The organism is Janthinobacterium sp. C22 (assembly GCF_057919405.1).
This window is the reverse complement of record NZ_CP193659.1, coordinates 3799663-3812259: the sequence shown is the minus strand read 5'-3', so window position 1 is coordinate 3812259 and position 12597 is coordinate 3799663. Positions and strand designations below refer to the sequence as shown.

General features: G+C 54.7%; 19 protein-coding genes. 4 read left to right on the top strand and 15 right to left on the bottom strand.

Translation table 11 applies throughout. The annotated features are described in order from the left end of the window. Window positions 1-38: 38 nt before the first annotated feature. From ACRHIG_RS17910 to ACRHIG_RS17860, 11 genes are all read right to left on the bottom strand, one after another. Window positions 39-320 carry a hypothetical protein gene (locus tag ACRHIG_RS17910; protein WP_489627324.1) on the bottom strand — a complete coding sequence of 94 codons (282 nt, stop codon included), beginning with the start codon at window positions 318-320 and terminating at the stop codon, window positions 39-41. Between the two features lie 40 nt (window positions 321-360). Beyond that, window positions 361-1455: a rolling circle replication-associated protein gene (locus ACRHIG_RS17905; protein WP_489627323.1), complete on the bottom strand. Its 1095-nt coding sequence runs from the start codon at window positions 1453-1455 to the stop codon at window positions 361-363. A gap of 237 nt (window positions 1456-1692) precedes the next feature. Continuing rightward, the gene (locus ACRHIG_RS17900) at window positions 1693-2946 is read right to left on the bottom strand and encodes a type II secretion system protein GspD (RefSeq protein WP_489627322.1); all 1254 of its coding nucleotides are present in this window, start codon (window positions 2944-2946) and stop codon (window positions 1693-1695) included. Next, complete coding sequence (locus ACRHIG_RS17895; RefSeq protein ID WP_489627321.1) at window positions 2943-3128, bottom strand: hypothetical protein; 186 nt, start codon at window positions 3126-3128, stop codon at window positions 2943-2945. The genes ACRHIG_RS17900 and ACRHIG_RS17895 overlap by 4 nt, the downstream gene beginning before the upstream one ends. A 71-nt stretch (window positions 3129-3199) precedes the next feature. After that, a complete protein-coding gene (locus ACRHIG_RS17890; RefSeq protein WP_489627320.1) occupies window positions 3200-3859 on the bottom strand; it encodes a zonular occludens toxin domain-containing protein in 660 nt (219 codons plus the stop codon). 16 nt (window positions 3860-3875) lie between these two features. Next, window positions 3876-4163, bottom strand: coding sequence for a DUF2523 domain-containing protein (locus ACRHIG_RS17885; protein WP_070310738.1), 288 nt, complete (start codon window positions 4161-4163; stop codon window positions 3876-3878). Continuing rightward, entirely contained in the window at window positions 4160-5689 is a 1530-nt protein-coding gene (locus ACRHIG_RS17880; protein WP_489627319.1) for a virulence factor TspB C-terminal domain-related protein, read from the bottom strand. The genes ACRHIG_RS17885 and ACRHIG_RS17880 overlap by 4 nt, the downstream gene beginning before the upstream one ends. Next, on the bottom strand, window positions 5686-5892 hold the full coding sequence (locus tag ACRHIG_RS17875; RefSeq protein ID WP_489627318.1) for a hypothetical protein: 207 nt from the start codon (window positions 5890-5892) through the stop codon (window positions 5686-5688). Before ACRHIG_RS17875 ends, ACRHIG_RS17880 begins: the two co-directional genes overlap by 4 nt. A 154-nt stretch (window positions 5893-6046) precedes the next feature. Then, a complete protein-coding gene (locus ACRHIG_RS17870; protein ID WP_489627317.1) occupies window positions 6047-6271 on the bottom strand; it encodes a hypothetical protein in 225 nt (74 codons plus the stop codon). 65 nt (window positions 6272-6336) lie between these two features. Next, window positions 6337-6588 (bottom strand): hypothetical protein, encoded by a 252-nt coding sequence (locus ACRHIG_RS17865; protein ID WP_489627316.1) that lies wholly within the window; start codon window positions 6586-6588, stop codon window positions 6337-6339. 95 nt (window positions 6589-6683) lie between these two features. After that, window positions 6684-6947 carry a hypothetical protein gene (locus ACRHIG_RS17860; protein WP_489627315.1) on the bottom strand — a complete coding sequence of 88 codons (264 nt, stop codon included), beginning with the start codon at window positions 6945-6947 and terminating at the stop codon, window positions 6684-6686. A gap of 143 nt (window positions 6948-7090) precedes the next feature. On the opposite strand from ACRHIG_RS17860, the gene ACRHIG_RS17855 reads away from it, so the two are divergent. Further along, on the top strand, window positions 7091-7402 hold the full coding sequence (locus ACRHIG_RS17855) for a helix-turn-helix domain-containing protein (RefSeq protein WP_489627314.1): 312 nt from the start codon (window positions 7091-7093) through the stop codon (window positions 7400-7402). Between the two features lie 77 nt (window positions 7403-7479). Here ACRHIG_RS17855 and ACRHIG_RS17850 read toward each other — a convergent pair whose 3' ends face one another. The 4 genes from ACRHIG_RS17850 to ACRHIG_RS17835 are packed head-to-tail and all read right to left on the bottom strand — an operon-like array spanning window position 7480 to window position 9559. Continuing rightward, window positions 7480-7650: a hypothetical protein gene (locus tag ACRHIG_RS17850; RefSeq protein WP_489627313.1), complete on the bottom strand. Its 171-nt coding sequence runs from the start codon at window positions 7648-7650 to the stop codon at window positions 7480-7482. A 10-nt stretch (window positions 7651-7660) separates the two neighbouring features. Then, window positions 7661-8131 carry a hypothetical protein gene (locus tag ACRHIG_RS17845; protein ID WP_489627312.1) on the bottom strand — a complete coding sequence of 157 codons (471 nt, stop codon included), beginning with the start codon at window positions 8129-8131 and terminating at the stop codon, window positions 7661-7663. Further along, entirely contained in the window at window positions 8121-8966 is an 846-nt protein-coding gene (locus ACRHIG_RS17840) for a cupin domain-containing protein (RefSeq protein ID WP_489627311.1), read from the bottom strand. Before ACRHIG_RS17840 ends, ACRHIG_RS17845 begins: the two co-directional genes overlap by 11 nt. Before the next feature lie 8 nt (window positions 8967-8974). Beyond that, a complete protein-coding gene (locus ACRHIG_RS17835) occupies window positions 8975-9559 on the bottom strand; it encodes a ferritin-like domain-containing protein (RefSeq protein WP_489627310.1) in 585 nt (194 codons plus the stop codon). Window positions 9560-10221: 662 nt separating this feature from the next. Between ACRHIG_RS17835 and ACRHIG_RS17830 the strand changes: the two genes are divergently transcribed. The 3 genes from ACRHIG_RS17830 to ACRHIG_RS17820 all read left to right on the top strand — a co-directional run bounded on the left by ACRHIG_RS17830 (window position 10222) and on the right by ACRHIG_RS17820 (window position 12581). Further along, window positions 10222-10512 carry a hypothetical protein gene (locus tag ACRHIG_RS17830; RefSeq protein ID WP_489627309.1) on the top strand — a complete coding sequence of 97 codons (291 nt, stop codon included), beginning with the start codon at window positions 10222-10224 and terminating at the stop codon, window positions 10510-10512. A 128-nt stretch (window positions 10513-10640) separates the two neighbouring features. Beyond that, window positions 10641-11159 (top strand): 2'-5' RNA ligase family protein, encoded by a 519-nt coding sequence (locus tag ACRHIG_RS17825; protein ID WP_489627308.1) that lies wholly within the window; start codon window positions 10641-10643, stop codon window positions 11157-11159. A 78-nt stretch (window positions 11160-11237) separates the two neighbouring features. Next, on the top strand, window positions 11238-12581 hold the full coding sequence (locus tag ACRHIG_RS17820) for a sulfatase-like hydrolase/transferase (protein ID WP_489627307.1): 1344 nt from the start codon (window positions 11238-11240) through the stop codon (window positions 12579-12581). The last annotated feature ends 16 nt before the right edge of the window (window positions 12582-12597 follow it).

Below are 12597 nucleotides of genomic sequence, written 5' to 3'. Positions count from 1 at the left end.
TATTGCTCTGTGGCTATGCAATAAATCTGGAAATATATTTATGTATCAAAATCGCCACGTCTGGCTCGTTCACAAATTCCATGGCACCGAAATTCATCTTTAAAACACCGCTCACACACCCGTAAACGCAAGCAGTACCGAGCCTGCTGCACCGCCCATTTCGGCACCCCAAGCATATACATAAAATCGCCGAGCATCCTTGTCCGGTTGACCGCCCGCCAATTCGTCCGCCTGGAATTGCGAATAATCCAGTATTGATTGCGGAACTCATCTTCTATTTGCTCAAGTATCCGCAGTGAATTAGCGTCAAAATTTGCCATGTCACGTCCCTCCTCCTCGTCAATCAAGGTGGAGTGACTGTCAAAACGGACAATCGTCCACCGTTTGTGGCAATCCGGGCGCAGTCGCCAAGTACACGACGCCGAGATTGTTGTTGCACCAGGTCTGTAGGCCGTCCATGCAATGACCGGATAGCGCCTGAAATGCGACCTGCGCGGCGCGCAGCATGTTTGTACAAAACGGCACCCGCCATACATCCACTTCCGGCACCACGATGCCTCTGGAGCGGAAGTAGCGTTTCTGGTCAAGCGCCCTGCACTGCATTTCCTTGCCGCAGTACTTTGCTATGTAGCTGGCGATCTTGTGCGCCCCGGCCACGCCGAAGCCGAAACGGTGCGGGTCACGCACATGGACTTGGCCCATCTGCTCGCCGTTCGGGCCGCGCCCCAGAATGCTTTGCCAGATTGAGCGCAGCAGTGCATACATTTGCCGCCCTGCGACGGCCACATGAAAATGCAAGGCACCACGGGCCTGTTCCTCAATGACCGCTACATAATGAAATTGTTTATGCTTACCAAGTTTTCGACAAAACGCCTTCCAGTGTTTTAATGCAAGTTCGCGGTCCAGCATATTTTCTCTGTAGGTCAATGTGACCATGCGATCAGCACCGATCTGCTTACAGCAAAGGCGTACATTCTTTTTTGCGCGCCTTCCTGCATCGTCGTCATTCGCTTCACGCTGGCTCGATTCGCCGCGTTTTGCTTGCTGTTTCCGCCGCAACGCTGGACCGATAAAGAAACGTTCCTTAACGACAGTGACTTCGCACTGTCCGTCTGGAAATATACGGCGTCGCGCCGTGTAGGTATCATTCCAAGTATTCTTAATACCATCATCGTTCCAATAGCTGGGCCTGCTTATATCAATATCTTGCTCAGCAGAAGAGAAATCTATTGACGAAATCGTGCTTTCATCATCTAATTCATTCATTCGGTACTCCTGTATGGCAGGGTTATCGAAGGCTCCAAGCATTTTGCCGATGCTTGGAGTTTTTTTATGGAGAAAAGGAATTAAGTTCTTTAATGCAAGTGCCGAATCTCCTGTGGTGTGCTTAAGTGTCCCTAATATAAATTTAGGCCGCCTTGCGGCGGCCGCCGCTGCAAGCAGCGCGACCGCCACTCGTTGCCTGCTGATAATGTTGTCTTCATGGATGGGGCTTGTATTCGACGTGTGACACCTGAGAAATAAATAGCGGTAAAGTCTGCCCGCTAAAACTTTTTAAACTATGCGGGTTGCCCGCATCGAATACCGCCTCAGTCAATCGGCTGTAACCCCAACGTCCACCACCGATTCCTGACACCCAAAGATTTTGCCCGCCATGCGGGCCGCTTGTATTGTCAAGGCCATTCAGAGCCGCTAATTGAGCGCGGAAGCCACGCGGGCACTCAGGATCAGCACCAGATCTGTATGCGAGTCGGAAGACGTGCCACCGCCCCAGGAGCGCGGCAGGAAAGAGAATCCACTGTGCGTCGTAGACGAGCGCGTGTCATCCAGGCCTCCAATAATCACCACTTCGCCATCTGCTATCGTCACGGAGGTTTTCACCTGGCGCTTGAGTAGCGTGGGCGAACCCGTCACGCCATTGACCGTGGATTGAAAGGACGATACTTGCCCATCGACGGCCAGCGACAGGCGCCCAGGGCCAGCGGCACGCGGCGTTACATCGAGTATCACGCCCGATGGCCGGTAGATGATGTTTTGCACGGCATTGCCCTGATTGTCGCGGCCCGAACTGGCGATGGTGGGCGTTTCATCCCCGACTGTCAGCAACAAGTGTTCCGCTTCATCGCCCAGGACACGCGAATTCGATACCTGCTTGAAGCGGCCGTCAGCACGCAGCGCGTCGAGCACCAGCTGGAAGCCGCCCGCCGACACGCTCAGCGATCCGGTGGCCGTGGAAAAGGCGGCGCCAAACCGAGCGGCCAGCGCGGAGGCGACGAGCGACAGGCCTCGAGAACTGGAATCGGAGCGCAGCACCTCGACAAACGATGCGGAAACCTCAACGGTGCGGCCCCGTTCATCGATCGCCTCGAGCAAGCGGCGCGCATCGGCTGAGCGTGCGGCGGGCACGGAGAGCGCCACGACGACACCGGCCAACCGCGCATACGGCGCACCAAAGGCCGCATTGAGAGCGGTTACAAGGAATTCGGCGGGCCGGTGGCGCGGCGCATAAAGCTCGACCACATCGAAGGCGGCGCCGTCGCGTTCAGGCAGTGAGCCAGCGGCAGCAGCGGGAGCAAGGGCCGCTTGCGGCAAGTCGGGCGTACCTTTATCAGCACTGACGGGCGCCATTTCCAAGTAATACACCCCGTCTTTGATGCGTGTTCGAATGCCCTGCGCCCTCAGCAGCCCATCGACAAAGGCGGGGACCTCTTCCACGGGCAAGGATTTGATGTTGATGCTGAATTGCCGGTCAAGGGCCAGTACTTCCGGCGCAATCACATAGTCGCGCATCAGCAAGTTTTTATACGTCGCCTGCATAAAGGCTACAACCGGCACCGCGGCAAAATTCAGCGTAATGGTGGACGGTCCTAGCGGCTGCGCCGCGATGGGCAGCGAAGCTGCAAGAAAAATCATTGGAAAAAGCAGAACCCGGAACAGCCGATTCATTGCACACCTCCCCTCACCCATAAGTCTGGCGCGATTTGCGCCTCATACCCGCCCGGAAAAACCTTGAATTGCTGCGGCTGGAAAATCACCCGGCCGTCTGAAAGAAGCAAGGTAATCGTGCCCCCGTGATTGAAATAGCCGCGCGCGGTGACGGTGGTGGAGAAGGTGCGCGCATCAAGCACAGGCGCGGCAGCGATTGGCGTGGCCGCGCCGGACGCAGGGTCGTGCAGGCCTTTACCGCTAATACTGTGCGTCAGAACGGAATAAGCGCGGGGGACGAATACGGCGCCGAGGGCCACGGCCAGCACAGGGATAAAGACCCATATCGGCAAGCGGAAGCGCTGTTTGGTATGGACTTCGGACGATTTGTACCAGGCGTAGGCCTTTTAGGATAGGCCCAGTAACTCTTGACCGCGTTCTTGAGCCCACCAAGGCCGTCATTGCACGCATCAAATTCGTAGACCATGGCGCGCTGGCCACCGAACAATCGGCGGAAATGCTTATGCTTGCCGACCAGGGCGCGCACGGAGCCGTCCATCAGTTTCGGATGCTGCGTGGTCAGCCAGATATCGAAACCGTTGTGCCGGTGGACGTTCAGCCAAGCGACGTGCGGCAGCGGTTTTGATTGGGTGGAGCGTGGCGGAAACGCGCACTGGCATTCATCGATAATGACGAGCGAGCCATGGGGCATGGCTTGCCAGTCCGGGATGACCTCTGATAGCCCCAACTGCCCAACGGTGACAGACAGCAGCGGCATGGCCGCATGCGGCAGGGATAATTCAGGGATGCCGTGTACGAAGATCGGCCTTGCCTCTTCCGGGTGGCGCTCCCACCGCCCCACGAGTGCGGCCAATTGCTGGACCATGGAGAGCGTTTTGCCCGAGCCGGGCACGCCAGTGTTTAGCTCGATCATGGCGCATCCCGGCCTGTCAGCTGGATTTCAGCACATAGCGCGCCGCGCCGACGCTGGCCCACATGGCCACACGCGCCATGTACGCGCCAAACAGCATGCCGAGCGACTCAGGGATGCCGGACAAGGAACATAGCTGCAGAACGGCCAGCGGTATCGTGGACCAGCTGGCCTGCGCCGAGGCGATCAGCTGATTGACTAGCTCAGTCACGCCGGTGAAAACCAGCGCGGTAAAGCCGAGAGCAATGATGGCTTTGACGACCAGGGGGCCGATAAGGGCCAGTAACCAAGCGGCAAGCTGTGTCATGTTTTTAACCCCTGCATAAATATCAGCGCCGCACCCGCAGCAGCGCAGGCGAGGAACAGCGGGCGCAGCTTGGTCATCAAGTCGCACATCGGCGTGAAAGTAATCAGGCGCGGCCCGTACATATCAAATGTGATTGGTGCCGGACAGGACGCGGAGGAGGCGAAAAACACTGGCGTGAAGGTAACAGGCACGTTCTGGCGCGGGATGACGTCGGCAACGGGCGGCACGTCCAGTTCCGCGCACCCTGCCCTGCGCGGATTGTCCTGGCAGGCGTTGCGCATCGCCTTGATATCGGCGGCAATTGCTTGCTGTGTGGGTTCGCGGTTGTAATCCGTTGGAAGATTGATGCTGGCCGGAGCGACTGGCGGCACGTTTAAGCCTGAGTTTTCCGTCGTTGTCGTCGTTGTCGGCGGGTTCGACGTGGATTGCCCGGTGTTGTTGGTCACCGTGGTGGTGGTCACGTTTTGCGTATTGTAGGTAATGCTGGTGGAGGTGCTGGTGCCCGTCTGCGTCGGCGTGATCGTGGTTTTTTCTTGTGTGGTCTTGGTCTGCGGTACGCCGCTTGCATCGGTATAGTTTTGCACGGAGGTGGTGGTTTGAGGCGTAGTGACCGGTGGCGCGCTCATCGTGGTTTGTGACGTGGGCGGCATCATCACATCGACAGGCACGCCGGACTTGCCATTGGCACGTGCAATTTCATTGACGGCTTCCGCCGCATCCCAGGCGCGTTTAGCAGCAGCCGCACCAGTTGTTGGCGAGGCGAAGGCTTCGGTAAGTTTCGCGTCAATATCGGCATCGCTGGCAGGAGCGGAACCGGTCTGATTGACACAGCCGAGTGGCGATAAAACAGCACCAGAGGGACAAACGACGTTATCAGACTTAACTTGAGGCACATACGTATTGTTAAAACCGACCTCAACACAATAGGTTCCGAGGTTGGCGACAACAACCGGCTTAAAGAAACGAGGAACCCCGAATGAGGAAACTTTCGGGCCGTAAGCATCGCAAACAGCGGCTGGAGAGGCGCCGGTCACATATTCCCCTGATACGGTGACGAACTGACCACTTATAGGCGCGACAACTGTATTTTGCGCAACTTTGCATAAAAAGTCTGGTGGAGGGCAAGGCGCCAGGCCGGAATCTTTCACTACATTGTAGATTTCCCATGCGGTGAGTGCCAACCCGACAGGGCCAGACAATCCACGTGCCAGCTTAAACGCACGGCCCGCCGCGATTGCAACATTAGGTTTGGTAATCAAGGTACTCAAAGAAACAGGAATCTTGATATGGACGCCATTTTTAACGGCAATGGCAACGCCATTGGCGTTCACTGACACGCCTGCACTTGATCCTGATGTGGAGCCACTTGCAACGGAAAATCCGGTCTGGCCAGCCGGGAAATATGCAGAATACGGTCCGGCCACATTGTTTGGAGGGAGCAAGACCGTGCCTTGCGCATGGGCTGGCGGAATCCACAGCGCCAGTAACGACAAGGCAACAATACAAAGAATTTGAATTGTTTTCATTTCTCAGCCCTCGACCATTCAAGGAATGAATAAACTTTGTAAGCGCTCCAGCAAAGAACAACCGCAGTGAGGGCGGCGCCAAACACTTGCATCCCGGCGCTGATAATGGAATCGTTCTGGCACGGCGGGAAATCGATACGATGGATGGCCGATACGGTAATCGCTGCGGCGCCGGTGGTTGGAGTGGTGGTAATACGTAGCATGAGTCCGCCGTCTGGCGTGGCAGAGGTACAGCTTGCCGATTGAATCCCGCTACCGTCGGCTAGTACGATGGTAGCGGGTGGAAATGCTGCACAGGCGGCAACCGCAGCATCCGCTGAAGTAGCGTAGCACCACGGGCCGACCTGGTAAGCCATGTTATGCGCCCGCTTTCTTGCTGATGAACGAGTACACCTTGACCACGCCAAAAATGGCGACGCTCAGGGCGATCAGCGCGCCGACCACGGCGAGAATGGCCGTTTGCGCTTCGGAAATACCAGCGGTCATGGCGCCAGTATCAACGGCCGCGAAAGCCGGTACGGAAAATACTGCTGTCAGCACCGCTGGGACAACCGTTTTCAACGACAGGTGTTTCTTCAACATGATGACTCCCCTTCTACACCGGAGATCGCCGGCGCGATTCGGCAAAATGCCGTAAAACAAGTTGATTAGGTCGCGGCGGCCGGCGCGCTCGATGCATGACGATGCGATGGCCGTTGCGGTTCCTCTTTGATTGCTTCGATGGAGAACACTTCGGCACCCACGCGTTTATCCCGGGAAATGGCAACGTCGAATTCCACCTCATACGTACCTGGCACTGTGTCCTTGAATTTTTCCGGCAGCAGCAGCTCACCGACGAGGGGTTCAACGAGATTGGTGGCGCGATTGATCTTGTGGACGATGCACTGCGCCATCCTCATGTCGTAATCGTTGCCCGTTTTTTGGAACGGCCAGCGACTTGAGTAATGTGCAGGATCTGGATTGTGTGTTTCATGGTTTGCCCCTTTTTCGCCCGCTAGAGCGATTGATGAAATGCCGGATTGGCGTGAGAAGTCAGTAGTAACCGAACTGCTATCGAGGAAGCTTGATAGCGGGAAAGCTCGTCAATCACAGCATCGAGCTTTGCTATCTCTGCAAGTTGCAGGTCAATCTGGTGAGTGAGGTTCGCTGGCAGCAAAGGAAGAAGAGCAAGTTGCTCCTGCCCTTCGGCACGGCGCGACAGGAGCGCCAAAATGGATTCGTTCACAGCATCATCACTCAGGACAAATTGGCTAGCCATGCTGCCCCCGATTTCGCCCACTAGAGCGATTTGAAATATCTACGAATGTGCTAGGATGAAGAAACGTACTAGCCGAGTAGCTATACCGGATGTACTAATACACGTTAGTACTCCGAACGGAATAACTGAAATGGATAATATCTATGAAATATTCTGACTTGATAGAAATGGCACTAAAGGGGCGTTCCGTTAATTCAATGGCGAGAACGTGGGGTGTACCGCAGCCAACTTTAGCGCGGTATATGCAGGGCAATAGATTGCCGGACTATGATCTTGCCCTAAAGATTGCAATCGAGGCGGGCGTGGAGCCTGGGGAAGCCTTCATTGCTCTAGCCGAAGAGCAACGAAATTTGAAGTCGAAGAACTTTAAGTTACAAGGAGGTTTTGTACAAATCATTCCCCTCCTCTCTATGGCAATAGGCACTGCAACTATACTAGTTCTTTATATTATGTAAAATCATTAAAGCAGTGCAGAATCAAAGCGTTAGTACGCCGACAGCATTATGAGTACTCCCGCGACAGCATTCTAGGGCTACGACGAACGTTCGCTGAAAGGCCGGCGGCCATTGCGTATCGTTGCATCGAGCCAGTTCTCCTCGATTGCCGCCACATATTTACGATTGGCATCCTGCTCAACAAAACGCATCACATCGGCGCTCTCCCAGGCGATGGGGAAATCGAGCACCCTGGCCAGCCAGCGCAAATAATGGAGTTTATGCAGAAAAAGCTTCGTAATCGATGAAATGGACTGCATGCGGGCTATTCATCAAATGCGCATAATAATAATCCTGCGCCATGCCCAGAGTCACCTGGCCTCCCACGCGCTGCTGCTGAACGGCATTGATATTCTGGTCCCTGACCACGATGGCGATCTCGACCTTGATACCGAATGATGCGGCCCGGTCCGCGACTTCCCGTATCCTGGGCAAATAGCGCGTGCCGTCATAAAAAAATGGACAGCTGACATTGGCGAGAAAATACTGAGCCTCCGCAAATGCCTGTTCATCCAGGCGCCCCGGATGGACCCAGTATTCGGCAAACGGCTCCTCATCGCTGGGCACCCAGTATTTCTCCTTCAGCGCCGTCCAGCCCTGCACGGCGGGATGCATGCTCAATATCCGGCTAAATAGATGATTGCCCGCCCCTTGCGGTCCCGTCAGGATTAATAATTTTTTAGTGCTCATGATTCGGCTGCCCACGCTGTTGGCCAATATAGGTGCGCACTTTCAGGGCATTGACTTCATCCGTCGGACCGCAGCCCGAATCGGGAGCAAATACAAATAGAACGACCGGTACATCGCCGGTTATGAAATTATGCAATTCGTTCCTTCTCATGAAGAATGCGCTCCCCTCCTCCACATTAAACATTTCCTTGTTATTCAATTCCACCTTTCCATTACCAGAAAGAATCAATCCCACGCGATGACTCGGGTGTGTATGCAAGGTCTGATACATATTCGACGGAAAATGCACATAATTCACGACAGGATCCCCCAATCTTCCGGGATTAATCGCCGTAGTATTCGTCCCACCATCCATATAACTAAGATTTCCGATATCCAGATTCTTCTGCGTAAAATAACGCTGCTCTTCAAGTCTGAGTCCCGGATAACGGACGACAAACGCGCTGGCATTCATGCCGCAACTTACCTCATATTCCGTTTCAGCGCTGATCGCCAGGGCCCCATGCACGCCCTTAAAATCGACCTCTTGGCTGGAATAATTCGCATTCCTGAGCAATATATAATCCGTACCACTGGAGACAAACTGGCGCCGCTGTCCGGGAGCAATCGGGAATATATTAAACGGCCACCGGTCGGCAATAGAAATATCCGAACTTATTTTAATCATTTTCTTATCTCCACAGGAAAGGTATACCATCGACGTCCCCTTCTGCCCGATTCCCGAACAATTATTGAGCACCCATGGATAACCGAACGGAGACGATGCAGGGCGCCCATTACCGGCACCACCGGGGGCCGCCCGGAAGCCATGGGCAGCCGGGCGGCCTGCCTGCATCGGAACGCTTACCAGCCATAGGCCTCTTCAACCAGCTGCCTGGCCGCTGGTGCCGCAGCGGTATTGTGGCAACTGATCTCGAACAGGTCCCTGCGCATTTTCTTGATCAACCCTTCTGCATAAGCCTGGTCGGCTTCTGTTTTAAGTAGCTGTTCCAGCTTCATGCCACCGATATTGGCGTGAAACCCTTCGTCCTTGGCAATTTTTGCATATGTCCGGCGAATGAATTCGTCGTCGATGCAATTGGCCATTTCACTCCAGACGGCTTCTGCGCGGCCCTCGGCTACCAGCTGGTATGCAGCCAGGGCAATCGGATCAGTTTCGGCTTCGTATTTTTTCAGCAAGTCAGCGCCCTTTGCCGTCGGCTTGGCTGCTTCGGCAGCGATAGCCGCCTCGACATTCAGGGGTTTTCCCGTGATATGTTCGATCACGTCCTTGACCATGCGGAAATGATTTGCTTCGTCGTGCGCCTGCTTGGTGAGCAGTTGCAATTCCTCGACAGACGTGTCGGCCGGCAGCCTGGCCACGCTTTGCGCAATTTCCACCATATTCAGGCGTTCATTGACCATACGGCCGATGAAATGGTCGACCATTTCATCCTGCGATGGCTTGGAGTCAAAATAAGCCCGCACATTAATTTGACTGGCCTTGAAAAGCGATTGATTATTTTTTTCAAACCTGCAACGAATTCTTTTGACGATAACATTTGATTCTCCTTGAATGACTCATTAAAAACCCATTTTCAAAAATAAACCAAAAATACAAAAGTTTCATGGCAGCGTGAAATCCCTGAAAATAAATGATGTCCCATGCCACCACTTATCAGATCACATGCCAGCAATAAATTTATCACCTATCCTGGTGTAGGTCAACGCGTTTACATGTTTAAAAAATATATTCATATATGATTTCCGATAGCAAACAACCGGCTGACATTCCTGCTTCTGTTATAATCTGCGCATATTGCACCGACAATCTCCGATTCATTTAATTCATCAAAAAATCACCAATATTCACGCCAGAACTCTAAAATTGAAACGCCCCTCCAAATAATCACAGAAACTATCACCACATAATCAAATCACTATCAAATTGCTAGTAAATAGCATAAAAATACGCGCCCTCCGCCATTCCACAAGAGAGCGCATGGAATAAAAATATGGAAATAAAAATAATCTGAAAAAAGTAATTTGTGCTATACCATACCTCTACACATTCTAGGATGGATGTGCATCGTAACTTTAGGAGGGTTATTATGTCTGGCAATGCAGCGGTACACCTGTCCGTGCAATCGGATACGATTGGCGACACCAAGCAATCGGTACATGATCTTGTCCATAAGGCTGATACGGAGCTTTTCCAGAAGTACGGCACGCCAGCTTCGATGAAACTGCTGGCCAACGGCCACGTGGAACGGACCTGGAATATCGGCTCCGGCACCTTGAATGTCATACATGACAAGACTGGCAAGGCTTCCGACGTCAAGTTTTTCTCGAAGATCACGGCCAAGGAGCTGGAAAGCATGACGCAAAATACCCAGGCATAAGCGGGTAGAACAGGATGGCGGTGGCTCCCCAAATGCCACGGCCATCTTATTCATCGGCAGGTCACCTTATTGCAGCATGCAAACGCACTGGAGATGCCTTGGTCAGCCTAACTAGCCTGCGCAACCGCTTGAACCTCGATGCAATCAGCGACACCCATGAATGTGCACTGGTCCTGAGCGTCGAGCCTGAGCTGCTCGATCATGTTATTGCCGAACGACATCGTTTTGGCAGAGATGAGGTGATCGCGCGCCAGCTTGATCCCCATATTACCCTGCTGTACGGCGGCTTCCAGCCTCTGGAGATACTGCGGCAAATGGAGCAGCTTGCCCTCTCGCTGGCAACGGCCCGGGTCAGCTTCGAGGTCGGCGACATCGCCACTTTCAGCAATCGCAACGGCTTCATCACCAACATCCATTTCCGCGTCCATTCGGAGCAGTTGCATGCCCTGCACCTCGACGCCCTGCGCCGCTATGGCGAGCTGGGCTTGAAGCTGCAGACCGCCTATGCCGGCCCCCACTACGTGCCGCACCTGTCAGTCTACGACCGTATTTTGCTTCCCAAAAATATAACAACCATGATCTCCAGGCCGCCCGCCACGCGCAGTTACCAGGCAGGCGCCTGCCATCTGGTTGGAGAGCCCAGATAGGCTTACGCCTACTGCCGGGCAAATCTTGACCGCAACTGGAATAGTCGGCAGTCCTGCCCTTTTGAAATGGAGACGTCCGTGTACGATCACATAGTCCTGTTGTCCATCGATACGCTACGCAGCGATTGCATCGGACGCAATCCCCTGAAACTGTGGCCCGCCAAATATCCCCACCTGAGCGCTCCCGACACGTCGGTGCTCGATGCCCTGGTCGACGAGGGTGCCTTCTTTGCCAACTGCGTCTCGGCCGCGCCATACACGTCGGCCTCGCACGCCTCCATCCTGAACGGCAAATGGCCGCTGCGGCATGGCGTCTACGAATTTTTCAACAAGAAACTAAGCGGCGAAACGCTGTTTACCCGCGCGCAGCGTTCCGGCTACCGCACCATACTGAAAAGCGATTTTCCGCTGATACTCGGTCCGACCCTGGGTTTCGACCGCGGCATCGATCATTTCCTGGTCGAAAACGACGACGCCTATCTCGCGGCGCTGGGGCAGGCGGAACGCTCGGTCAGCCTGGCCCATTTTGGCGGCGTGCATGTTCCCTACGGTTTTCACAACCTGCAATATGGCGGCGACGCCTACCGCAGCAAGCTGGCCGAACTGGAAAAGCGCGTCGGCACGTCGGCCAGCCTGCCCAAAGACCAGCTGTTCGAGACCTTGCGCGACGAAGAAGACATGCAGCATCTGATGCGCTACAAGCGCGTGATTCAGGAACTGTGGAAGGCGGACCGTGCCGAAGACATCTTCGGCCTGTATCTGGAGGGCATTGAACATTTCCTGCGCTACCGCTTTGCCCCGTTCATGGAAAAACTCAGGCAGCGCCTCGCAGGAAAGCGCTGGCTGATCGTGCTGTTCGGTGACCACGGCGAGGAATACGACGAACAGAGTTTCGGCCACTTCAATTCCGTGGCCGAGGGCGTGCTACGGGTGCCACTGCTCTTCATCGGCGACGATGTCGCGCCTGCCATCCATACCGAAAGGGTGCGCACGGTCGATATCCTGCCAACCATCCTGGACCTGAATGGCGACCGCAGGCGGCAGCGTGCCAGCATCGACGGCATATCGCTGGCGGCAACCGTGCGCGAAAGGATGCCCTATGCCAGCCGCCACGGCTATGCGCAGGCATACGTCGCCGACACGGCCCGTTTCGTCAAGTTTCAGCAGCGCATGCTTTCTCATGGCAAAAAGCAGGGACACCTGCCCCATCTGCTGTTCAAGGAAACTGTCTGGGCCGGCCAGCACAAATTCAGCCGCACGGTGGCCGACTTCGAACAATACCTGGGCGGCATGGCGCCGATCGATCCGATCAGCCGGCTCGAACGCTTCAACGACGCGCATTTTCCGCAACCGTCGAATGAAGCATCGATACAGCAGAAACTGGCAGAGATGTTAGTGCACTACAACACCATACGTGCCTGACGCCCACCTCACCGGA